The 23,408-nt window shown below is 70.7% G+C and carries 17 protein-coding genes and 2 tRNA genes; 10 read left to right on the forward strand and 9 right to left on the reverse strand.

Annotated features, from left to right (window positions below; genetic code table 11):
• The first annotated feature begins 69 nt into the window (after positions 1 to 69).
• From pilB to WMF43_RS26085, 6 genes are all read left to right on the forward strand, one after another.
• Positions 70 to 1,770 (forward strand): type IV-A pilus assembly ATPase PilB, encoded by a 1,701-nt coding sequence (gene pilB / locus WMF43_RS26060; protein WP_437668660.1) that lies wholly within the window; start codon positions 70 to 72, stop codon positions 1,768 to 1,770.
• A gap of 4 nt (positions 1,771 to 1,774) precedes the next feature.
• On the forward strand, positions 1,775 to 2,914 hold the full coding sequence (locus tag WMF43_RS26065; RefSeq protein ID WP_437668661.1) for a type IV pilus twitching motility protein PilT: 1,140 nt from the start codon (positions 1,775 to 1,777) through the stop codon (positions 2,912 to 2,914).
• Positions 2,915 to 3,102: 188 nt separating this feature from the next.
• Positions 3,103 to 3,798 (forward strand): transcriptional repressor LexA, encoded by a 696-nt coding sequence (gene lexA, locus WMF43_RS26070; protein WP_437668662.1) that lies wholly within the window; start codon positions 3,103 to 3,105, stop codon positions 3,796 to 3,798.
• 159 nt (positions 3,799 to 3,957) lie between these two features.
• Positions 3,958 to 4,284, forward strand: coding sequence for a DUF4398 domain-containing protein (locus WMF43_RS26075; protein WP_437668663.1), 327 nt, complete (start codon positions 3,958 to 3,960; stop codon positions 4,282 to 4,284).
• A 62-nt stretch (positions 4,285 to 4,346) separates the two neighbouring features.
• The gene (locus WMF43_RS26080) at positions 4,347 to 5,447 is read left to right on the forward strand and encodes an OmpA family protein (protein ID WP_437684090.1); all 1,101 of its coding nucleotides are present in this window, start codon (positions 4,347 to 4,349) and stop codon (positions 5,445 to 5,447) included.
• Between the two features lie 240 nt (positions 5,448 to 5,687).
• On the forward strand, positions 5,688 to 7,343 hold the full coding sequence (locus WMF43_RS26085) for a hypothetical protein (RefSeq protein WP_437668664.1): 1,656 nt from the start codon (positions 5,688 to 5,690) through the stop codon (positions 7,341 to 7,343).
• 194 nt (positions 7,344 to 7,537) lie between these two features.
• Here the strand turns inward: WMF43_RS26085 and WMF43_RS26090 are convergent, their stop codons facing one another.
• A complete protein-coding gene (locus WMF43_RS26090; protein WP_437668665.1) occupies positions 7,538 to 7,903 on the reverse strand; it encodes a PilZ domain-containing protein in 366 nt (121 codons plus the stop codon).
• A 284-nt stretch (positions 7,904 to 8,187) separates the two neighbouring features.
• Here WMF43_RS26090 and WMF43_RS26095 point away from each other — a divergent pair, with 284 nt between their 5' ends.
• Complete coding sequence (locus WMF43_RS26095) at positions 8,188 to 9,810, forward strand: TIGR02266 family protein (protein WP_437668666.1); 1,623 nt, start codon at positions 8,188 to 8,190, stop codon at positions 9,808 to 9,810.
• Positions 9,811 to 9,912: 102 nt separating this feature from the next.
• Entirely contained in the window at positions 9,913 to 10,824 is a 912-nt protein-coding gene (locus tag WMF43_RS26100) for a hypothetical protein (RefSeq protein ID WP_437668667.1), read from the forward strand.
• A gap of 141 nt (positions 10,825 to 10,965) precedes the next feature.
• Here the strand turns inward: WMF43_RS26100 and WMF43_RS26105 are convergent.
• From WMF43_RS26105 to WMF43_RS26140, 8 genes are all read right to left on the reverse strand, one after another.
• A tRNA-Val gene (locus WMF43_RS26105) sits at positions 10,966 to 11,037 on the reverse strand.
• Positions 11,038 to 11,471: 434 nt separating this feature from the next.
• Positions 11,472 to 12,587: an MlaD family protein gene (locus tag WMF43_RS26110; RefSeq protein WP_437668668.1), complete on the reverse strand. Its 1,116-nt coding sequence runs from the start codon at positions 12,585 to 12,587 to the stop codon at positions 11,472 to 11,474.
• Between the two features lie 35 nt (positions 12,588 to 12,622).
• Positions 12,623 to 13,402, reverse strand: coding sequence for an ABC transporter ATP-binding protein (locus WMF43_RS26115; protein ID WP_437668669.1), 780 nt, complete (start codon positions 13,400 to 13,402; stop codon positions 12,623 to 12,625).
• A gap of 40 nt (positions 13,403 to 13,442) precedes the next feature.
• The gene (gene recJ, locus WMF43_RS26120) at positions 13,443 to 15,218 is read right to left on the reverse strand and encodes a single-stranded-DNA-specific exonuclease RecJ (protein ID WP_437668670.1); all 1,776 of its coding nucleotides are present in this window, start codon (positions 15,216 to 15,218) and stop codon (positions 13,443 to 13,445) included.
• A gap of 84 nt (positions 15,219 to 15,302) precedes the next feature.
• Positions 15,303 to 16,550 carry a protein translocase subunit SecF gene (gene secF / locus WMF43_RS26125; RefSeq protein ID WP_437668671.1) on the reverse strand — a complete coding sequence of 416 codons (1,248 nt, stop codon included), beginning with the start codon at positions 16,548 to 16,550 and terminating at the stop codon, positions 15,303 to 15,305.
• Between the two features lie 98 nt (positions 16,551 to 16,648).
• Positions 16,649 to 18,802 carry a protein translocase subunit SecD gene (gene secD / locus WMF43_RS26130; protein ID WP_437668672.1) on the reverse strand — a complete coding sequence of 718 codons (2,154 nt, stop codon included), beginning with the start codon at positions 18,800 to 18,802 and terminating at the stop codon, positions 16,649 to 16,651.
• 53 nt (positions 18,803 to 18,855) lie between these two features.
• Positions 18,856 to 19,296, reverse strand: coding sequence for a preprotein translocase subunit YajC (gene yajC, locus WMF43_RS26135; RefSeq protein WP_437668673.1), 441 nt, complete (start codon positions 19,294 to 19,296; stop codon positions 18,856 to 18,858).
• A 232-nt stretch (positions 19,297 to 19,528) separates the two neighbouring features.
• Positions 19,529 to 20,671, reverse strand: coding sequence for a transketolase (locus tag WMF43_RS26140; RefSeq protein WP_437668674.1), 1,143 nt, complete (start codon positions 20,669 to 20,671; stop codon positions 19,529 to 19,531).
• Between the two features lie 424 nt (positions 20,672 to 21,095).
• On the opposite strand from WMF43_RS26140, the gene WMF43_RS26145 reads away from it, so the two are divergent.
• Together WMF43_RS26145 and thrS are read left to right on the forward strand one after the other, a co-directional pair.
• Positions 21,096 to 21,167: transfer RNA gene (locus WMF43_RS26145), tRNA-Val, on the forward strand.
• A 33-nt stretch (positions 21,168 to 21,200) separates the two neighbouring features.
• Positions 21,201 to 23,267, forward strand: a complete 2,067-nt coding sequence (gene thrS, locus WMF43_RS26150) for a threonine--tRNA ligase (RefSeq protein ID WP_437668675.1) — start codon at positions 21,201 to 21,203, stop codon at positions 23,265 to 23,267.
• Positions 23,268 to 23,408: the final 141 nt, after the last annotated feature.

Consider the following 23,408-nt stretch of genomic DNA (forward strand, 5'->3'; position numbering starts at 1 on the left):
TTGATGCGCGCCCGCCCCAACCGCCAGCGTTGACTCCCCTCCTCCCCGCCCGCAGGATTTGCGGCCTCGATGTCGACCACGAACCGCCTCGGCGAACTGCTCGTCCGCGAAAAGCTCATCAGCCTCCAGCAGCTCCGGCAAGCGCAGGAGGAGCAGCGCAAGACAGGACAGAACCTCGGGTACGCGCTCGCCAAGCTCGGGTACATCTCCGACGGCGAGATCACGACCTTCCTCTCGACGCAGTACCGCGTCCCGGCCGTCGCCCTCGACGAGTACGAGATCGATGCGGAGGTCTCGCGCCTCGTTTCGCGGGAGGTGTGCGAGAAGCACAAGATCATCCCGATCTCCCGCTCGGGCACGGCGCTCGTCGTGGCGATGGCCGATCCGACGAACCTCCACGCGATCGACGACATCAAGTTCCTCACCGGCTTCAACGTCGAGCCGGTCGTCGCGTCCGAGACGGGGATCACGGAGGCGATCGAGCGCGCCTACAACGTCGGCCCCTCCTACGACGAGGTGCTGAGCGAGTTCGAGGAGGAGGAGGTCGGCTTCCAGGTCGAGGGCGACGACGTGAACGTCCTCGAGCTGGAGAAGGCCGCCGAGGGCGCGCCCGTGGTCCGGCTCGTCAACGCCATCCTCCTGAACGCCATCAAGAAGGGCGCGAGCGACATCCACGTCGAGCCCTACGAGAAGAAGCTCCGGGTGCGCTACCGCATCGACGGCGTGCTCATGGAGGAGATGCAGCCGCCGATCAAGCTGAAGAACGCGATCTCGAGCCGCCTCAAGATCATGAGCTCGCTCGACATCGCCGAGCGGCGGCTCCCGCAGGACGGCCGCATCAAGCTGAAGATGGGCAAGGGCCGGGAGATGGACTTCCGCGTCTCCGTGCTCCCGACGATCTGGGGCGAGAAGATCGTCCTCCGCCTGCTCGACAAGTCGAACCTCCAGCTCGACATGGTGAAGCTCGGCTTCGATCCGAAGCCGCTCGCGGACTTCAAGTGGGCGATCAGCCAGCCGTGGGGCATGGTCCTCGTCACCGGCCCGACCGGCTCCGGCAAGACGACGACGCTCTACTCGGCGCTCTCGGAGCTCAACCAGATCGGCTCGAACATCAGCACCGCCGAGGATCCCGTCGAGTACAACCTGCACGGGATCAACCAGGTGCAGATGCACGACGAGATCGGCCTCAACTTCGCGATGTCGCTGCGCTCGTTCCTCCGCCAGGACCCGGACATCATCATGGTCGGCGAGATCCGCGACTTCGAGACGGCCGAGATCGCGGTGAAGGCGGCGCTCACCGGCCACCTCGTGCTCTCGACGCTGCACACGAACGACGCGCCGTCGACGATCTCGCGCCTCCTCAACATGGGCGTCGAGCCGTTCCTCATCACGGCGAGCGTGAACCTCGTGCTCGCCCAGCGCCTCGCGCGCAAGATCTGCCCGGACTGCCGCGTCCCGCTGCGCGTGGAGGCGAAGGTGCTCCTCGACTTCGGCTTCACCGAGCAGCAGGCGGCGCGCGCGGAGCTCGTGCGCGGCGCGGGCTGCAAGACGTGCAACGGCTCGGGCTACAAGGGGCGCGTCGCGCTGTACGAGGTCATGCGCTTCAGCGATCCGCTGAAGGAGATGGTCCTCCAGGGCGCGTCCACGGCGGAGCTCAAGACCGCGGCCATCAAGGGAGGGATGCTCACCCTCCGGATGAGCGGGATCGAGAAGGTGCTCGCGGGCGTCACCACGACCGAGGAGGTCGGCCGCGTGACGATGGGGGACTGAGCGCATGACCACCGAGCTTGGCGCGCCGCAGGAGGGCCTCAGGTACACGCTCCAGCAGCTCCTCCGCGCGATGGTGGAGAAGGGCGCGAGCGACATGCACATCACGAGCGGCACGCCGCCGCTCCTGCGCATCGACGGCACGGTGGTGCCGCTCAAGCTGCCGCCGCTCATGCCGAGCGACACGAAGCAGCTCTGCTACTCGGTGCTGAACGAGGAGCAGATGGCGAAGTTCGAGCAGCGCAACGAGCTCGACCTGTCGTTCGGCATGAAGGGGCTCGCCCGCTTCCGCGCGAACATCTACATGCAGCGCGGCGCCGTGGCGGCCGCGTTCCGGCAGATCCCCTTCCGGATCATGAACTTCGACGAGCTCGGCCTGCCGCCGGTCGTGCTCGACATCACCGCGAAGCCCCGCGGCCTCGTGCTCGTGACCGGCCCGACCGGCTCGGGCAAGACGACGACGCTCGCGAGCATCATCGACAAGATCAACTCCGAGCAGCGGCTCCACATCCTCACGATCGAGGATCCGATCGAGTACCTGCACCCGCACAAGCTCTCGCTCGTGAACCAGCGCGAGATCGGCTCCGACACCGCGTCGTTCAAGGACGCGCTCCGTTACGCCCTGCGTCAGGATCCGGACGTCGTGCTGGTGGGCGAGATGCGCGACCTGGAGACGGTCGAGGCCGCGCTGACGATCGCCGAGACGGGGCACCTCGTGTTCGCCACGCTCCACACGAACTCGGCGATCTCGACGATCAACCGCATCATCGACGTCTTCCCGCCGCACCAGCAGTCCCAGGTGCGCCAGCAGCTCTCGTTCACGCTCGTCGCGGTGATGACGCAGCTGCTCCTGCCGCGCGCGAACGGCCCGGGGCGCGTGATGTCGATGGAGATCATGATCCCGAACGCGGCGATCAGGAACCTCATCCGCGAGGACAAGCTCCACCAGATCTACTCGCAGATGCAGATGGGCCAGGCCGGCAGCGGCATGCAGACGATGGCCCAGTCGCTCGCCGCGCTCTACCAGCGCCGGATGATCACGCCGGAGGAGGCGTTCGCCGCCGCCGCCGATCCCGAAGAGCTGCGGGCGATGCTCGAGCCCCGCGCGGCGATGAGCTCGCGGACGACCCTCGGCAAGCAGCCGTAGGGCCTCCCTCGCGCTGATCACGCGCCGCTGCCCTTCGGTTCACCCTGCACGCTCGACGCGCCCTCGGGCTCACCGCGCGGACGGGCGCCCCGCCGTGCGCCCTGAAAACCGCAGCGAAATCGCGGGCGTGAACGGGGTCCCCCACACTTTTTTGACATCTACCCAACCGTTCAGTAGGTTGCGCGTCGATGCAGGGGCTCACCGACCGACAGCAGCAGGTGCTTCACTATATCCGTCAGTCGATCAGCGAGCGCGGGTATCCGCCGACGCTGCGTGAGATCGGCGCGCATATGGGGATCCGCTCGACGAACGGGGTGAACGATCACCTCCGGGCGCTCGAGCGCAAGGGCTACCTCACGCGCGAGGACATGAAGTCGCGCGCCCTCCGCCCGCGCGACCTCGACGGCGCCGGGGGCGGCGGCGGGAGCGCCGAGCTCCGCGGCGCGCTCGTGGCCGGCGGGAGCGACGCCCCCGCGAACGACCAGGAGGACGATCTCGTCGAGATCGCCGTGGTCGGGCGGATCGCGGCGGGCCTGCCGGTCCTCGCGGAGGAGCACGTGCTCGACACGGTGCGCATCGAGCGGACCCTCGTGCGCGGCGGGCGCGAGGTGTTCGGCCTGCGCGTCACCGGCGACTCGATGATCGAGGCGGGCATCTTCAGCGGCGACTACATCTTCGTGCGGCGGCAGCTCACCGCGCAGCGCGGCGACATCGTGGTGGCGCTGATCGGCGACGAGGCGACCGTGAAGTACTTCTTCCCCGAGAAGGACTACGTGCGGTTCCAGCCCGCGAACGCGGCGATGGCCCCGATCCTGGTGCGGGCGAGCGACTTCAAGCCTGCGATGCTGCTCGGCGTGGTCGTCGGCGTGTACCGGAAGCTGTAGCCGTACGCAAACGGACGCGAACCGACGCGAACCAACGCGAACCGACGCGAACCGACCTTTCCTTTCCCCGAGCCGGTTGACGCGCGCCGAGCGCACTTGGTAGCGTCGCCACGACCGGGCAAACGGTCTAAAGGGGCCCGCTCCAGAAAGAACGCGATCGTGACGACGCACGGGCGGCGATTCGGGACATTGATTTCAGGCGCGGGCATGGTGCTCGCGGCGGCTCTCACGAGCGGCTGCGGCGGCACCATCTACGCATTCACGGCGAACTCGGCCTCGAGCAAGCTCGAGACGGCCGAGGCGCTCGGGGCGGAGAAGTACGCGCCGTACGAGTACTACACCGCGCGAGAGCACCTCTGGAAGGCTCGGGAGGAGGCCGCCGCCGCCGACTACGGCGACGCGATCGACTTCGCCGACGTCGCGGAGGAGTACGCGGACAAGGCGATCAACCTGGCGAAGCAGGCGCACGAGGGCGCGGGTCGATGAGCATCCGGAGGACACATCGCGCTTCTGTCCGCCGAACGGGCCGCGCTGGCGCCGTCGTGATCATGGCGTTCGCGGGCTCGGTCGCCTCGTGCTCGCAGGTGCCGGTGATGCGCGGCGAGATCGAGGGGCTCACGAGCATCGCGAACCAGGCGGAGCGCAACGGCGCGCTGCGCTGCGCGCCGCGCGAGCTGGCCATGGCCAAGTCGCACCTCTCGTTCGCCTCGGTCGAGCTCGATCAGGGCTTCTTCGTGCGCGCGAAGGAGCACCTCGACGTGGCGAAGGCGAACGCCCACGCCGCGTACGACCTCTCGCCGCCGCAGAAGTGCGCCGAGCGCGAGTTCGTCGAGGACGCGCCGCCGCCGAAGCCCGGCGACTGCGACGGCGACGGCCTGCTCGATCCGCAGGACAAGAAGTGCCCCTGCGACGCCGAGAACTGGAACGGCTTCCAGGACGACGACGGCTGCCCCGACGATCCGGACACCGACGGCGACGGCATCACCGACTCCAAGGACAGCTGCGTGCTGTCGCCCGAGGACAAGGACGGCTACCTCGACGAGGACGGCTGCCCCGAGCTCGACAACGATCTCGACACGATCCTCGACGCGAACGACAAGGACACCACGGGCCAGAGCTGCGCGAACGACCCCGAGGATCCCGACGGTTACGAGGACGCCGACGGCTGCCCGGAGCCGGACAACGACAAGGACACGGTGGTCGATCTCGAGGACCAGTGCCCGAACGAGGTCGGCGTGGTCGGCGGCGACAAGCCGGGCTGCCCGAAGAAGCCGAGCCTGGTCATCGTCACCGAGAAGGAGATCAAGATCACGCAGCAGATCCACTTCGAGTTCGACAAGGACAAGATCCGGCCGGAGAGCTTCCCGATCCTCGACGCCGTGGTGGAGGTCCTGCAGCAGAACCCGAAGATCAAGATCGAGATCCAGGGGCATACCGACAACAAGGGCGCCGCGGCGTACAACAAGAAGCTGTCGGATCGCCGCGCGGCCTCGGTGAAGAAGTACCTGGTGGCCAAGGGCATCGACGAGGCCCGGCTGACGTCGAAGGGGTACGGCATGGAGCAGCCGATCGTGCCCAACACGTCCGACCAGAACCGCGCCCTGAACCGGCGCGTGCAGTTCGTCCGCACGGAGGCCGCACCTCAGTAGCCAAGCAGCCGCGAGCGCGCCGCCCGGCGCGCCGGTACGCCGATCTCGACCGCACAACCTGGAGCCTGGAGCGGCTCCGATCCTGAGAAGCAAGAGCCCTTCCCCAGCACTTCCTGGAGGTATGACCCCGTGTTTTTTCGTCGTTCACGCCGCGCTCGCCTCGCGTTCGCTCTGACCTCGTTGTTCGTCCTCGGCGCGCCGGCGGCGGCCGTCGCCGCCGGTGAGCGGGACGCGGAGGCGATGAAGCTGCACGACCAGGCGATGGACGAGGACTATCTCTCGGTCGAGTTCGACAAGGCGGAGAAGAAGCTCAAGGACGCCCTGAAGCGCTGCGAGAAGAACGCCTGCACGAAGCCGGTGATCGGCAAGCTGCACATCGCGCTCGGCACGGTCTACGGCGGCGGCAACAAGCTCGATCAGGCGAAGGCGCAGTTCGTGCTCGCGCTCCAGGCCGACCCGAAGGCGGCGCTCATCGACGCGCTGACGACGCCGGAGCTGGCCCAGGCCTTCAAGGATGCGCAGAAGGAAGCGCAGGCCGGCGGCAAGGCGGGCGCGGAGGCCGCGCCGGGCGAGGGCGGCGGGAAGCCTCCGGCGAAGATCGCGGAGGGCGACGTCTCGCACACGCCGGTGGCGGAGCAGGCGGTGAACACGCCGGTGCCCGTCTACATCGAGATCCCGGAGGAGATCGACGCGTCCAAGGCGACGCTGCGGTACAAGCCGTTCGGCTCGCAGAAGTGGAAGTCGCTCGAGATGGGGCGCGTCGGGGACGGCTTCGGGGTCGAGATCCCGTGCGAGGACGTCACGACGACCGGCGACATCCGGTACTACATCATCCTGCGGGACGAGGCTGGCGACCCCGTGGGCACCGCCGGCTCGCTGAAGGCGCCGCACCGGGTGCCGATCAAGAACGAGATCGAGACGGAGCCGTCGCTGCCGGGGCAGGAGCCGCCGAAGCGGTGCGCCGCGAAAGAGGACTGCCCGCCTGGCCTGCCGGGCTGCCCCGAGGCCGGCGGCGGCAAGCGCGGCGACAAGGGCTGGGGCGCGAGTTGCGACGAGACGACCGAGTGCCAGTCGGGGCTCGTGTGCCTGAACGGGACCTGCGAGCAGGGGGCCGAAGGCGGCGCGCCGGACGGGGCTGCCACGGGCAAGGGCAACCGCAACGTGATCGGCCTCTGGGGCCAGCTCGACCTGCTCCTGATCCGCGGCACCGACTACGTCTGCTCGGGCAGCGACGCGGCGTACGCCTGCTTCTATCCGGGCGGCGATGGCAAGCAGTTCTACGGGGAGCCGATCGACCTTCCCGGGACGAACGGGGTCAAGGGCGGGCTCGGGGCAGCCGGGGGCCGCGTGATGGTCTCGTACGACCGCCAGATCTTCTCGAACCTGCCGCTGCTCGCGGGCGTTCGGCTCGGGTTCGCGTTCGGCGGTTCGCCCACGTCCAAGGATGCGCCGGTGACGTGGGCGGGCGACGAGCGGTCGAACCCTCACCTCCAGGCGCTCAGCTTCATGCCGATCCACGCGGAGCTGCGGGCGACTTACTTCCTGCTGGGGGATCGCATCGTCGAGAAGGGCGGCTTCCGTCCGTACGTGTTCCTGTCGCCCATCGGCCTTGCGCAGGTGAACGCCTCGGTCCCGGTGGACGTCTGCGATCGCCGCAACGAGGAGGGCGGGTTGCAGACCGGCATCGGGAGCAACAGGTGCCCGGCGAGCAGCCGCTTGGTCGAGGACCTGGAGGCTTACCAGATCACCGGCCTGAACTTCTCCGGCGCCGGCGCCGGCGTGACCTACGGCATCACCCCGAACCTCGGCGTCTCGGCCGAGCTGAAGCTGATGCTGATGTGGCCCACGCTAGGCCTCGTCATCGCTCCGACCATCGGCCCGGTCTTCGGCTTCTAGCGACGCCTCGCTCCCCCAAGCAGCGCGGGGGGCGCCCCTCAAGAGCCCTCCCCCACGCCGCCCCCAAGCAGCGCGGGGGGCGCCCGCACAGGAGCCGGGCCCAGATCGGCGTTTTCGGCGCGCAGGCGTACTCCCGTACGCCGAGCACCGAAAACGTCGAGATGGGCCCGGATCCGAAGCGGGCGCCCCCCGCGCTAAAGGTCGAAGTTTTCGGTGCCGAGCAGCTGGTAGAGGGCGTAGAGCGCGCCGGCGTCGTGGTGCTCGAAGCGGACGCCGGCGCGGGCCGGTCGTCCCGCGGCGCCGCGGCGGATCCAGGCGATGCGGCCGCGCAGGCTCAGGGGATCCCACAGGTTCGGCGTGGTGACCTCGAGGGTCACCGGCGCCTCGGGATCGAGGAGCTCCGACGCCAGCTGGGCCTCGGTCAGCTCGATGCCGGCGCCGCCCAGCCCGAGGTCGCGGATCCGAACGCCGTGCTCCTCGATCGACTGCCGATCGCGGAGCGTCGCCCCGAGATCGACGCGGCGCCTCGCATGAGCGCGAAAGTGGTCCCGGACAGCCATCCCGGCGCATTCTCCAGTCGGCGCGAACATATCACGACAGACGCGCGCGGACGTTCGTATCGCCGAGCCCTGCAGCACGAAGGGCGGGGCGCGGGACGCGGTGCACGAACGCGCGCGCGCACACGCGCACGCACGCGCACAGCGCGCTCGCTCGGCGGAAGCCATGGCAGCGTTCGGTAAACCGACCGTCGCGTGTTAGCCTTTGGGCCTCGCGGCGAACCTTGGGTAACATACGAACCACATCCGCAGGAGCGAGTCGCGAAGTAGACCGGAGTTCTACCCTGATGGCCCAGGACACACGCAAAGATCCGCGAGCGAGAGTGCTGCAGATGACCGTCCGCTACAAGAGCGCGACGGTCGACGAGTTCATCGAGCACCACTCGCATGACGTGAGCCGTGGCGGCATCTTCATCAAGACGCCGTCGCCCTTCCCCGCTGGCACGCTGCTCAAGTTCGAGATCCGGCTCCAGGACGAGCAGGCCGTCATCGCCGGCGTCGGCCGCGTCGTGTGGAAGCGCGAGGCCGCGCAGGCGAGCGACGCGCACCCCTCGGGCATGGGGGTGAAGTTCATCAAGATCGATGAGAAGTCCAAGGCGGTGATCACCCGGCTCGTCGACGCGCAGGCGGGCGCCGGCTCGGCGTTCGAGGCCGGGATCACCGACCGCTCCGACCTGGGCGACGATCTCCACGAGAGCGCGGCTGCGGCCACGGCTGCGGCCGCGACCGCGACCGCGAGCGCGCCCCAGGCCGAGCCCGCGGGCCCCAAGGCCGCGCAGGTGAAGCGGGCGTCGACGATGCTCGGGCTCGGCTCGATCGGGGCGAGCCCGAAGGGCGACGCGGGCAAGGGCGAGGCCACGAAGAAGGACGACGTCGCGGAGGGCGGCAGCTTCTTCCCGAAGACCAACCCAGAGAAGGAGATGCCGCCGCCCGACGAGCGGACGATGATGAAGCAGGCGGCCGAGCTGCTGAAGCAGGCGCTCGCGGAGGCCGGCGGCTCGCTGGACGACATCAACGCCTCGAAGGAGCCGCTGATCGACGCTCCTCCGCCCAAGAAGGTCGAGGCCGCGCCGGAGCCGAAGGAGGCGCCGGTGAGGCCGCTGGCCGAGCCCGCGGCCGTGCCGGTCGTGGCGGTGGCGCAGCTGGCCAACGAGAGGGACGCGCGCGCCGAGGCGCCCGTCGAGGAGGCCAAGCCCGCGAAGGCCGCCGCCGCGGCCAGGAAGCCGGCCGAGGCGGCGAGCGTGACGCCGACCGAGGAGCCGGCTGCACGACCGGCTCGCCAGGAGCCGAAGGCGGCCGACGAGCGCTCCAAGCCGAAGCCGGCCGCAGCCAAGCCGAAAGAAGAGAAGGCGGTCGCCGCAAAGTCCGCAGCCAGCACGCCGCTCGCGCAGGAGGAGGAGAGCAGCGGCACGGGGCGGCTGCTCACGATCCTGCTGGTCGCGGCGGCGATCTGCGGCGGGCTCTGGCTCTTCTTCGGGTTCGGGCAGAGCGACCCCAAGCCGGCGTCGCCGGCTGCACCGACCACGCCGGAGCAGCCCGCGGCGGCCCCCGTGGTGCCGGCGGAGCCGCCCAAGCCGCAGGAGCCCGCGCCCGCAGCGACGGACACGGCCCCTCCCGCCGTGACGACGGCGCCCGCGGCGACGACCGAGGCGCCCGCGAGCGCCGCCGCGCCCGCTGCCACGGCCCCGAAGGCGACGGCCGAGCCCGCGGCGCCCACCGCGACGGCCGAGCCCGCGGCGCCCACCGCGACGGCCGAACCCGCGGCGCCCGCCGCGACGGCCGAGCCCGCGGCGCCCACCACGACGGCCGAGCCCGCGGCGCCCAAGACAACGGCCGCGCCCGCGGCGCCCAAGCCGAGGCCGAGGCCGGCCGCGCCGAAGCCGCCGAAGTCGGACGACCCTTACGGCTGATCGCCACGCCGCAGGTTCACCGCGGGAGAGAGCGCTGCGATGAGCGGGTCCGGGAATCACGTCGGTGAATCAGGGCTGAGCCGCCCCAAGGCGGCCGCCCCCATGGCTGCGCTCGGCTTGCTGGCAGCGACCGGCATCGTCTGCGGCGCGGTCGCGCTCCGGAGCCCGGCGGCTGTGACGGCGCTCGAGCGAGACGCCATCGCGGCGCCGGGGCCCGCGACGGCCACCGCGCCGAGCAGCGGCGCCCGCGGCGACAAGGGCGCCGCGTCGGCTCCCGCGCCTGCCGCCGCCGCGTCGGCGCCGGCGGGCGAGGAGCCCGAGCCCCCCGCCAAGGCGGAGCCTGCCCGGGCGCAGCCGGCCGAGATCGAGAAGGCCCAGGCCGCGGGCAGCGCTGCGCTCGGCGCGCTCGCGCAGCGTTATCCGGACGACCCTGCGGTCCTCCGGGAGCTCGCGCTCGCTCAGGCCCGCGAGAAGGCGTCCACGGCCGCGCTGCTCACGGCGAAGCGGCTGTTCGAGGTCGCCCCCGAGGCGACGGAGAACGACGAGCTCAAGCAGTTCATCCTGAGGGCCGCCAACGGCACGCCCGACGTCGCCGTCACCGCGCTCGACCTGATGGCCAAGCACATGGGAAGCCGCGGGCCCGACCTGCTGTACGAGGTCGTCACCGCGCCCAAGTTCGGCGACTACCCCCGAGACAGCGCGAGCAAGCTGCTGCTCGAGGGCAGCGTGCGGCAGCTCGCGTCCCCGGCGCTGGTCATCGCGGACGACCTGCGCCGGCTCACGGAGTGCCCCCCGAAGCCGCTGATCGCCAGGGCGCGCGAGGAGGGCGACCTCCGCGCGCTCCACTACATCAAGCAGCTGCTGACTCCGCAGCGGTGCGGGGTCTTCCGGACGCGGAAGTGCATCAAGTGCGGCGGCCTGCACAAGGATCTGCGCGCCGCCGCCAGCGCCATCGAGAAGCGCAAGAACGACAAGGCGGCAGCGGCGCCGGCCGCCTCGAGCGCCGCCCCCTGACGGCCACGGACGCGGCACGCCCAACACGTGGCGCGCTCGCGATCCGCGCTCGTTCCGCCAAGGATTACCTCGGCGAGCACGCCTGCGAGTTCGATAGAAACGCCGCGCGGCGGAACAGCTCGCCGGAAAGACGGGTCGGGGTGGGCGCAGCAGGACTTGAACCTGCGACTTCGTCCGTGTGAAGGACGCACTCTACCGCTGAGTTATGCGCCCGATACCAGCCGGTTGTCACCCGGCCGTTTCGGAAGACGTGGCGCTTTTAACCCAGAGATCGGCGTTCGACAAGAACAACTCGCTGCCGATGTCGAAACTTCTTCAGAAAGGGCCCGGGCGACCCTGGCAGCGGCGAGCGCTGGACGCGGAGCGAGCCGCTCCCCGCCCGAGGTTCAGCCTCCGAGACACACGCACCCGCCGCTGCGCAGCGGGTTTCCTCGACCGCCGCTGCGCAGCGGGCTCCCTGCGCTTCGGCGAATCGGAGGAGAGAATGCGGGGAACGGGGGCAGCGCGAGGCGTCGTCGTTTCGCGCTTGCGCGGGAGGCCTGGATGTGCCGTGCGCCGTCCGCTCCGCTGGGTGCGTCCCTTTGAGCGCGGGGACGCCGGGAGGTCGCGGCGCGCGCGCTCCGCTGGCGTCGCTCGGACGTGGGGCGCTACGGCGAGGGCGGCGGCGTGGTGCCCCCGACCTGGACAGCAGGCTTCTCCTCGTCCTTCTTGATCGAGTAGCGCACGAGCGCGCGGAGCACGTCGTTGCGCTGCACGTTGCCGAGCAGGCTCTTCATGTCCTCGTAGATCGAGGGATCGACGAGGAGCGCGCCGAGGGTCCCCTTGCCCGCCCTCATGTCGTGCACGATGGCCCGCAGGTCGCCCGTCATCGCCGTCACGTTGGCGAGCGCCTCGGCGCCGTCGCCCTTGCCCCCGTACAGCGCGTCGTGCGCGAGGCTGTCGCTCTCGCGAATGCCCCGCAGGGTCATCGCGACCTCGTCCGCGGCGTTCCCGAACTGCTGGATCTGCTTCTGCGGGCCGTCGCCGTAGATGACGTCGTGCGCAAACCCCGGCCCCTCCTTGACGCGCGAGACGACCCCCCTCACCTCGCGCAGCGTGCCCACGAGCTCCGTGCTCACGCGGTCGAGGCTCGCCACGGCCCGCGAGATGCGCTCGGCCTCCTCGGGATCGGTCAGGAAGCGGCGCGGGTAACCATCACCTTCGGTCACCTGCTTCATCAGCGTGTTCACCGAGGCGACGGTCTCGTGGAGATCTTTGTGCAGCTTCTCGTCGGCGATGCTCTCCGTGACCTTCTGGATGTTGGTCAGCGTCGCCTCGGCCTTCTCGGCCATGCCGCTCACCTGCCCCATCACGTCGGTCGGCACCTCGCCTGGAATATTCCCGCCCGGCGGCAGCGACTCCGTGCTCTGCCCCTTCGTGATCTCCAGCATCTTGTCGCCGAGCAGGCCCTTGTTCGCGATCTGGGCCCTGCTGTCGACCCGGATGCGGCTCGACTCGCTCTCGACGATCTCGAGCTTGACGTAGATCGTGTTGTCCTTCGGGTCGGGGCCGTACCCGACCTCTGCAACGTGGCCGATGTCGATGCCGCCCATGCGGATGGGCGCGCCCGGCTTCAGCCCCTGCACGTCGGCGAAGTTCGTGGTGAACTCAACGGACGAGTCGAAGAGCCGCCGCTCGTCGCCTATCAGGAAAATCACGAGTCCGGAGAGGAAGAGCCCCGCCAGCACAAAGAGTCCGACCTTCAGATCGCGCGCTTTGCCCATGCGGGAGGGCATCTTGAGCTATCTCGGGGAGATCGTCACGCGCCGAGAAGGGTCTGGACGTCTTCGTTCACGGGGGCGGTCCCGGTAATGAAATCGGCGACATGCGGATCTTTGGAGGCACGGAACTCGTCCGGGGTGCCCGTCGCGATGACCTCGCCGCGGTAGATCATCGCCATCCGGTCCGAGATCGAGAACGCGCTCTTCATGTCGTGCGTCACCACGATGCTCGTCACGTTGAGGGCCGCCTTGAGCCCCTTGATGAGGTGGTTGATGCGCTCGGTGTTGATCGGATCCAGGCCGGTCGTCGGCTCGTCGTAGAGCAGCACCTCGGGCTGCACCGCGATGGCGCGGGCGAGGCCGACGCGCTTCTTCATGCCGCCGGACAGGTCGCCCGGGCGCATCTGCTCGATGCCGGGAAGGCCGACGAGGGAGAGCGCCCAGTGCACGCGCTCGGCGATCTGCGCCTCCGTCATCTCCTTGCGGTAATGCTCGTGCAGCCCGTAGGCGACGTTCTCGCCGACCGAGATCGAGTCGAACAGGGCGCCGCCCTGGAAGAGCATCGCGATGCGCTGGCGCACCCCGGCGATGCGCTTCTCGCTCAGGGTCGTGAGCTCCTCGCCGTGGAACGTGATGGATCCGCCGTCGGCGTTGAGCAGGCGGATCAGCAGCTTGAGCATGACGCTCTTGCCGACGCCCGAGCCCCCCATGACGGTGAGCGTCTCGCCCGGGTACACCTCGAGGTTCAGGTCGCGGTAGATGACCTTCGGGCCGAAGGCCTTGCGCACATGCGAGAACCGGATCATCGGCTCAGCCACGCGGAGACGCTAGCACGCCGCCGGGACCCGCCGCGAACGCTCAGTGCGGGCCCGAGATGTGCTCGATCCTGATCTCGACGGCGTCCCCGCCGCGCCAGGCGTCGCGGCGGAGGCGGCCCACCACGTCGACGCGCCCGCCCGCGAAGCGCGTCGCGAGCTCGCCCAGCTCGAAGCCGAAGCACGCGATCTCGCGGCGGGAGACGCTGAGCTCCAGCTTGAGGTGGCCCTTCAGGTTCCTCGCCGAGCGCACGGCCGCGCCCGGCACGAGGACGTAGGCCGGGCGGTTCCCCTCGCCGCACGGCTCCAGGCGCTCGAGGTCGCGCGCCACGGCCGCCGGGTCGTCGCGGTCGTCGAGCCGCGCGTGGGCGGCCGCGAGCGCGCCCGCGGCCGGGAGCTCCTGCTCGCGGAAGGCGTCGCACCACGCCGCCCGGAGCGCCTCGACGCGGTCCGCGCGCACCTCGACGCCGGCCGCCGCCTGATGGCCGCCGAAGCCGTCGAGCTCGGCGCGGCAGCGGGACAACGCGTCGTGGAGCCGCGCGCCGGCGGGGCCACGCACCGAGCCGCGCCCCTTCGCGCCCTCGAGGGCGATGACGATCGTCGGCTTGCCGTAACGCGTCGTGAGCCTGCCCGCGACGATGCCGACCACGCCGGGGTGGAAGCCCTGGCGCGCGATGACGATCGCCGGGTCCCGGTCGAAGCCGGCGCGCTCGATCTCGGCGAGCGCGGACGCCAGCATCTCGTCCTGGATCGCGCGACGCTTCATCTGCGCCTGCTCGACCGTGGCGGCGAGCGCGGAGGCGGTCACGCTGTCCTGCTCGAGCAGGAGCTCCAGCGCCACGTCGGGGTCCCCGAGCCGGCCCGGCGCGTTGAGGCGGGGCGCGATCCGGTAGGCGATGTCCTCGGCCGAGGCGCCCCGCCCGAGATCGAGGTTGGCCAGGGCCGCGAGCGCGCGGAGCCCGGGCCGCGCCCCCGCCTGGAGCACGCCGAGGCCGGCGCGCACGAGGGCGCGGTTGTCGCCGGTCAGCGGCGCGACGTCCGCGACCGTGCCGATGGCGACGAGGTCGAGGTACGGGCGGAGATCGAGCGACGAGCCGAGCTTCTTGCGCACGGCGGCGAGCAGCGTGAGCGCGAGGCCACACGACGCGAGCCCCTTGTACGGGAAGCCGCAGTCGGCGCGGTGCGGGTTCAGGAACGCGATCGCGGGGAGCGGCTCGGCGGGCACGAGGTGGTGGTCGATGACGACGCAGTCGATGCCGGCCGCGCGCGCCGCCGCCAGCCGCTCGTGATCGCTCGACCCGCAGTCGCACGTGATGAGCAGCGTGGGCGCGGCGCGCTTCACGCGCTCGAGGGCCGGCGTCGAGAGGCCGTAGCTGCCCTCGGCGCGCGTGGCGAGCAGCGGGGTCACCCGGCCGGAGAGGGCGCGCAGCGCGCCGGTCATGATGGCGGTCGCGGTGATGCCGTCGCAGTCGTAGTCGCCGAAGACGACGATGCGCTCGCCCGCGCGCACCGCGCGCGCGATCCGGTCGGCGCTCGCCTCGCGGTCGGCCATGCCGTCGGGCGACGTGAGGTGCGAGAGCCGCGGGTCGAGGAAGCGCCGGGTCGCGTCGTCCGGCGCCCGGCCGGCGCGGTGCAGGATGTCGGCGACCGTGATCGACAGCCCCAGCTCGCGCGCCATCGCGAGGGCGTCCGGGGACGCCTCGCCGGGATCGGGGAGGCGATCCGCGGCGGGCGCGCCGCCTCGCGCCGCGGGCGAGGCGGGGGTCGGAGCGTCGCGCTCCGCGATCTCCTTCCAGGCCTCCGTCGCCGTGCTCGTCATCGCGACAGCGCGTACACCGGCGCGATGGGGGCGTCTACGGCCTGGGGCCGGGCGGCGCGGGCGAGCGCGACCACGGCGCGGCGATCAGACGACGGCGTCCGCGCGCTTCTGGGCGCGGACGCGGTTGACCTTCTTGCGCTTCAGCGACGAGCCCGCGCCGCCGAAGAACTTGCGGTCGATCCACTCGGTGAGCGGCGCCGCGACGTAGATCGACGAGTACGTCCCGACGACGATGCCGACGACGAGCGCGAACGCGAAGTCCTTGATGACGCCCGTCCCGTAGATGAAGAACATGAGCAGGGAGAGCGTCGTCGTCGTGGACACGAGGATGGTGCGCCCGAGCATCTCGGAGAGCGAGAAGTTGATGACCGCGGGGAAGCTCATGTCGCGGTGCTTCACCAGGTTCTCGCGGATACGGTCGTAGACGACGACCGTGTCCGTGATCGAGTAGCCGACGATCGTGAGCAGCGCGGCGACGGTGGAGAGGGTGATCTCGCGCTGGGTGATGATCATCGCGCCGAGCGCGATGCCGACGTCGTGGACGAGCGCGAGGATGCCGCCCGGCGCGAACCGGATGTCGAACCGGAACGCGATGTACGCCATGATGAAGAAGATCGAGATGAGGATGCTCTTGATGGCCGCGTCGCGCAGCTGCGCGCCGGCCTTCGGCCCGATCCACTCGACCCGGAGCGCCTGATCCGGAACCTTGTCCGCGCCGAGGTGCTGCCGGAGCCCGTCCATCAGCTGGTCGCCCTTGGACTTCAGGTAGAGCTCGACCTTGTGGTCGCGCTCGCTCACGACGAGCGGGTTGTTCGCGCCGGGCCTGAGGTCGACCCCCTCGATCCCCTCGATCTGCTTCTTGATCCCCTCCAGGTCGGGCGGGGCGTCGTAGCGGGCGGAGATCTTGTCGCCGCCGGGGCTGAACTTGACCTCGGAGGCGCGCACGGCCGGCGGGCAGCGGTCCTCGGGGACGGGGACGTTCTCGGGCGGCAGGCACATGTGGTCGCGCACCGCCGCCTTCTGCTGCTCCGAGAGCGCGGAGACCTCGTGCACGCGGATGAGGAAGCGGTTCGGGTTGGCCGGATCCGAGACGGACACGACGTCCGGCGCGTCGAAGCCCGCCTTGGTGACGGCCTCGCGGACCTCGGCGCTGGAGGTCGGGGCTTTGAACGCGACCTCCACCTCGGTGCCTCCCTTGAAGTCGGTCCCGAGCTTCGGCCCCGGCACGAAGAACGCGACGATCGAGAGGGCGAGCAAGAGCCCGCTGAAGCCGATGAAGAGCCAGCGCTTGCTCATGAAGTCGAACTGGCGGCCAGGTTTGATGAGTTCCATCGTCGTGTCTCAATCGGAGAGCCGCCTCGGCGGTCTCGTTCAAAATCGGAGAGCCGCGCCCGCGGTCTCCATCAGGGTGGGCGAGCGCGCTCCTCTTGTCAGCCGAGCGAGAGCGTCTTGATCTTCCGGCCGCGGACAGCCCAGTCGAACATCAGGCGGGTGCACACGACGCCCGTGAACAGGCTGACGGCGATCCCGACGATCAGCGTGACGGCGAAGCCCTTGATGGGGCCGGTGCCGTACTGCATGAGGATGAGCCCCGAGATCAGCGTCGTCACGTGGCCGTCGAGGATGGCGCTGAACGCCTTGTCGTAGCCGACGTCGACGGCCGCGCGCGGGCTCTTGCCGTTGCGCAGCTCCTCGCGGATGCGCTCGTTGATCAGCACGTTCGCGTCGACCGCGATGCCGATGGTGAGCGCTAGGCCGGCGATGCCGGGCAGCGTCATCGACGCGCCGAACATCGCCAGGATCGCGACCTGCAGGACGAGGTTGAAGACGACGGCGATGTCCGCGATGAGCCCGGCGCGGCTGTAGATCAGCACCATGAACCCGAGCACGAGGGCGCTGCTCGCGATCGCGCCCTTCATGGCCTGGTGGATGGCGTCCTTGCCCAGCGACGGGCCGATGCGCTGCTCGTTGGACGGGGAGATCGGGGCCGGCAGCGCGCCCGAGCGGAGCACCAGCTCGAGCTTGCGCGCGTCCTGGAGCTGCTGGTCGGGGTTCTGCGATCCCATCGTGATCTGCGCGCGGCCGCCGCCGATCTTCGTCTGGATGACCGGCGCGCTCTCGACCTTCTCGTCGAGGATGATCGCGAACCGGCGCTTGATGTTCCTGCCGGTGATGTCCTCGAACCGGTCGGCGCCGGTCGGCGTGAACTCCATCGAGACGTACCAGCCGCCGAGGCTGCCCTCGCTCTGGTCGGGGAGCGCCTGCGCGTCGCGCACCATGTCGCCGGTGATCTCGGCCTTGCTGAAGAGGAAGTACGTGCGCCAGCCGATCTCCTCGACGGCGTCCTTCTCCTCGTCGTACTCGTACAGCTTGCCGTAGCCGACCTCGTTGTCCGGCGGGATCTGGAGCGTGCCGACCCACTCGCGCAGCCGCTTCAGCGTGTCGCGCATCTCCTCGTGCTCGCCGCGCACCATCCGGGCGAAGTGGACCGGCTTCGTCTTGTTCGGGCCGACGGGCGCGTTCTCGATCGAGAACGTCAGGCCCTTCGGGAGGTCGGCCTCCTTCGCGCTCTTCGCGATCGGCTCGAAGAAGTCGGTGTCGTCGTCGACCATCTTGAACTCGAGCCGCGCCGTCTGGCTGATGATGTCGCGGATCTGGTCGAAGGCGCGGTCGTCGTCGCCGGGGACCTCGACGATGACGTCCTCGTCGCGCGTCGTGACGCTCGCCTCCTTGAGGCCGAGGCCGTCGATGCGGCGGAGCACCGTCTCCTTGGCCTGGGTCACCGCCCGCTCGCGGATGCCGCTCGAGACCTCGTCGCGGATCCGGAACTTCGCGACGCTGCGGTCCGCCGAGCGCTGGATCTGCAGCTCGCCAAGGAACTTCCTGAGGAACTCGTCGTTGATCTTCTCGGCGTCGGCCGGGTCGTTGAAGGTGATCGTGATCGTGTCGGAGCTCTCGCGCGACTTCTCGATGCGGAGCTTCGACGGGAGCTTCTGCATCTCCTCGATCGTCGGCGGCTTGTCGCCCTCGTGGAACCCGAACGCCGTCGCGAGGGCCGCGCGCAGGTCGTCGTAGTACCGGTCGCGCTTGTCGTTGATCGCCTCGTCGACGTCGACCGTGTAGACCAGGCGGAGGCCGCCCTTCAGATCGAGCCCGCGCACCATGCGGAACGGGATGTTCGAGGTGAGGAAGCGGCTGAACCCGAGCTCGCCGCGCTGCGCCTTGGTCTCCTGCTCCGACCGCTCCTCGGACGACAGCCCCGCCTGATCGGGCCGGCCGTACCGCTCGTCGTGGTAGGTCGGGTAGATGGCGACCGCGGAGCCGAGCGCGAGGAACAGCACGAAGCCCGTCTTCGCCCGCCACGCGAGATCGAGCCACGGCCCGGCGCAGAGCAGCGCCCACGGCACCATCAGCCCGAACGTCACGAGCGCCCAGAACACGTTGTAGTGGGCGGCGACCGCGGCGGAGCCGGCGGAGATCGCCGCCCACGCGAAGACGCTGCGCCGCGAACGGCTGAGCCACGCGCCGAGGAGGCACAGGCCGGCGATGCCGGCAAACCCGTACTGGAAGATGTTTAGGAGCATGGAGTGTGGCGCCGCGGGGGCGGGTAAAACTTCCTGGTGGGCCGAGCGCCGGCCTACGACTTCTTGTCCTTCGCCGGTTCCTTCGCCTTGTCGGCGGCCTTGGCCTCCGCCGCGGCCTCGCCCGGATCGGGGCCCTGGATCGCGCTCTTCAGGACCTGCACGTTCACGCCCGGGGCGATCTCGAGCTTGACCCTCGGGGAGTTCGGGCTGAGGTCGGTGATCCTGCCGAGGATCCCGGACTGGGTGAAGACGCGGTCACCCACCTTGAGGCTCGACTCGAGCTGCTTCTGCTTCTTGTTCTGGCTCCGCGTCATCAGGAAGATGAGCAGCAGCGGCAGCGCCAGGATCAGGAACGAGGAGGCGCCTCCGCCGAACGGCGAGGGCGCCGGCTCCTGGCCGCCAGACGGCGGCGGCTGACCTTCGACCGGCGTCGCGGGCGCGGCGCCCGTTCGCCCGGGGGCGGGATTCGGCTGGAACCAGTTTGAGCTTGCCAAGGTGACGCGTGTCTCCGGGTCCCGACGGGGCTCGCCCGCAAATTACGGGCCTCACCCAACCCCCCGGGGCTCGCCTCCATACCCAGGATCCCGAGGTCGCGCAAGGAGCTAGGCGGACAGCCTCACCCGGACATGACCGGAATCCAGCCCTGCCGCCTTTTCCAGCGCTGCCCCGCCCTGCTGCGCGCCGCGGTCCGCCCGCGGCATGGACGTCAGCGGACGTCAGCGGACGTCAGCCGTCGCTCCCGAAGACCACGTGCCGGCGCGCCCGCTCGCCGCTCGCGATCTCGGCGAGGGAGAGGCGCACCTCGCGTTCGGTGATCGTGCCGTCGATGGTCGCGAACGTCGCGGAGATGATCGGCGGGATGCGGCCGACGCCGGGGAAGCCCGGCGCCCAGGTGAGCGCGTCCGCGAACGCGGCCTTCACGCCGGCGGTGACGGGGCCGGACGGCGCGAGGGGCACGTCGAGCGGCTCGATCACGACGACCGCCCTGGCGCGCCCGAGCGTCTTCACGAGGTCCGCGCCGAAGAACGGCCGGATCGCGCGCAGGCCCACGAGGCCGATGCGCCGGCCCTGCGCGCGCAGGCTGCGCACGACCTCGCGGGCGGCCGGGAACGCGCAGCCCACGGCGAGCACGATCTCCTCGGCGTCGGCCGTGTCGAGGCGCTCGAGCGCGCCGAGGGGGCGGCCGGTGAGCTCGCAGAGCTCCCGCATCGCGCTGGTGAGCGCGAACGGCACACGCGCGGAGAAGCTGCGCTCGGCCCGCTTCCGGGCGACGCCGCGGCTCTGCGGGCGCGGGCCCCCGTCGCCGTCGCTCTCGCCGGGCGCCGCGTCGGTGAACGTCGGCGCGGGCCGATCCCCGCCCAGGAAGCGCGCGGCGAGATCGCGGACCGCGCCGAGCGCGGCGACGTCCGACGGCATCGCGTCGACGAGGTGCAGGAACGGCGTCTCGCTGTCCTCGGCGGCGCGGCGCGCGACCAGCGCCATGTCGGCCGCCTCCTGGCTGCTCCAGGTGACGAGCACGCCCGCGCCGACGTCGAGCGCCGGGGCGAGATCGTCGCGCCCCACGGCGGGCCCGCCGCGCCGCTCGACGACGTGCACCGTGACGGGCGTCCGCGTCGCCGCCGCCTCGCCCAGCGCGGCGAGGGCGCCGACGAGCTCGTGCGCGCCCAGCACGACGCTGGCCCGCTGCCCGGCGCGCGAGCGCGCCACGGCGCTACGGATCGCGTCGGAGGCGCACGCGGCGCGCTCGATCGGCAGATCGCCCGGCACGGCCGCGTGGGCGGCGGACAGCGCGCTCCCCGCGGCCACCTCGACATACGCGATCACCGCCGCCGGATCCGGCGGCGAGCCCAGACCGTCAGGCACTGCCATCCAGCCGTTCGTCACCCGAGCCGCACGCGAGGTCAAGCGCGAGCGCGACGGGATTCCAGGCGAGGAGCGGCTTCACGTGAAGCGACGATCACGTCGCCCACGTCTGGACGTAACTCCGCGAGAGAAGGTTTTTCCAGCGCGCGGCCGCGCTGCCCGCGGTCCGGGATCACCACACCTCGCACGGCCGGCGCGGCGCACGCCTCGCGCGCCCCCACACCCCGCAGAGACCGGCACACGCAGAGACCGGCACACGCCGCGCCCTCGCGGCCGGCCGGCTGGCCATGCGGACCCGGCATGGTCGCGCAGGAAACCGCGAACGCGCGCCAAATCGTCGACGTGAGAAATAGATCGCTTGACGGATTCATTCCCCCTTGATAGGGAGCGCTCTCCGTTTCGTCGGCCCCGCGCCGCCGAGCGGGGACATAGGCGCGTAGCTCAGTGGTAGAGCACTACCTTGACACGGTAGGGGTCGCCGGTTCGAAACCGGCCGCGCCTACAAATCAGCAGGAGACCTAGCCTGCGAGGTTTCATGGCCCTCGATCAGACCGCCCAGGCCGCCTCGGCGGCCCGCACCACGGTGCGCGAGGCTCTCGCCGACGATATCGCCAAGGATCGCACCCTGATCGGCGCCCGGGTCAACGGGCGCCTCCTCGATCTGCACACCCCCTTCCTCCGCGACGCCTCGACCAAAGTCGAGCCGGTCCGGACGAGCGATCCCGACGGTCTGCGCATCATCCGGCACTCGACGGCGCACGTCATGGCCGACGCCGTGCAGCGGCTCTTCCCGGGCACGAAGGTCACGATCGGCCCCGCCATCGAGGCGGGCTTCTATTACGACTTCGACAAGCCGTCCGGCCCCTTCACGGACGAGGATCTCGCGAAGATCGAGGCGAAGATGCGCGAGATCATCGCCGCGGGCCGCCCGTTCCGGCGCGAGGTGGTGAACCGCAAGGCGGCGCATGAGCTCTTCGCGCAGATGGGCGAGACGTACAAGCGCGAGCTCATCGACGCGATCCCGGAGGGCGAGGAGGTCTCGCTCTACCGCCACAGCGACGGCGAGCGCGAGTGGGTCGACCTCTGCGAGGGCCCCCACGTGCCGGACGCGTCGCTGCTCCAGGCCGTCAAGCTGGTGAGCGTGGCCGGCGCCTACTGGCGCGGCGACGAGCGCAACCCGATGCTCCAGCGCATCTACGGCACGGCGTTCCCGAGCCAGGCGGCGCTCGAGGAGCACCTGAAGCTGCTCGCGGAGGCGAAGGAGCGCGACCACCGGAAGCTCGGGAAAGAGCTCGAGCTCTTCATGTTCCACGAGGTCGCGCCGGCGATGCCGTTCATGCTCCCGCGCGGCGCTCAGGTCTACAACGCGCTCGTCCAGTACATGCGCGACCTCTACGTCGACTACGGCTACGAAGAGGTCATCACGCCGCAGATCTTCGACAAGCGGCTGTTCGACACGAGCGGGCACCTGCCGAACTACCGCGAGAACATGTACCTGCCGGTCACGGCGGAGCACCTCGACGCGGCGCGGCTCGCGCTCCGGCTCGGCGTCTCCCCGGGGGAGGCGGACGCGGCGGCGTACCAGGAGGCCGACAAGAAGCGCGACGCGGCCGTCCTGGAGCAGCTCGCGGAGCTCGAGCGGCTCGCGCAGAAGCCGATGAACTGCCCGAGCCACTGCCTCATCTTCGGGCAGCGGCGGCGCAGCTACCGCGAGCTGCCGTGGCGGCTTGCCGACTTCGGGCGGCTCCACCGCTACGAGCGCGGCGGCGTCGTCCACGGCCTCGCCCGGGTCCGGAGCTTCTGCCAGGACGACGCCCACATCTTCTGCGCGCCCGAGCAGATGCAGGAGGAGATCCAGTCGTTCCTGCGCCTGCTGCTCGAGGTGTACGCCGCGTTCCGGTTCGCGAGGATCGACATCAAGCTGGCGACCCGGCCCAAGAAGCGCATCGGCACCGACGCGCAGTGGGACGCCGCGGAGGGGGCGCTCGCGGACGCGCTGAAGCAGGCCGGCCTCCCCTTCGAGATCGCGCCCGAGGAGGGCGCGTTCTACGGGCCCAAGCTCGAGTTCCACGTGGAGGACGCGCTCCGCCGGAGCTGGCAGCTCGGCACGATCCAGGTGGACTACGCCCTGCCCGACCGCTTCGAGCTCGAGTACACCGGCGCGGACGGCGCCGCCCATCGCCCCGTGATGCTCCACCGGGCGATCCTCGGCTCGCTGGAGCGGTTCTTCTCGGTGTACCTCGAGCACATCGGGGGCGCGTTCCCGGCCTGGCTCGCGCCGGAGCAGGCGATCGTCGTGACGGTCAGCGAGAAGCAGGCCGCCTACGCGGCGGAGGTGGTGGCCGAGCTCCGGCGCCGCGGGCTCCGGGCGCGGGCAGACCTCAGCTCCGACAAGCTCGGCGCCAAGATCCGCGCGGCGCGGCTCACGCGCGTGCCGTACGTGGTCGTGGTCGGCGACAAGGAGGCCGAGGGCCGCAAGGTCGCCCCCAGGTCGCGCGACCTCAACAAGGACCTCGGGGCGATGCCGCTCGAGGAGTTCGCCGACCGGCTCGCCGCCGAGGCCAAGCCCCCCCGCCTCGCCGTGCGCGCGTCCGGTTCGTGACCTGCCGTTCCGGCCGGATGCTGAGGCCGGCAGGCCCCCTCCCCACCCCCGTCGAGCCCGCGAGGCCTGGACTCCGGTCCCCCTCGGCGCCGCAACGCTGCTGTGCTTGCTGCCGTTGCCTGCAGCGCCGAGTCGGGCGAC

This window comes from Sorangium sp. So ce131 (assembly GCF_051519095.1).
GTDB lineage: Bacteria > Myxococcota_A > Polyangia > Polyangiales > Polyangiaceae > Sorangium.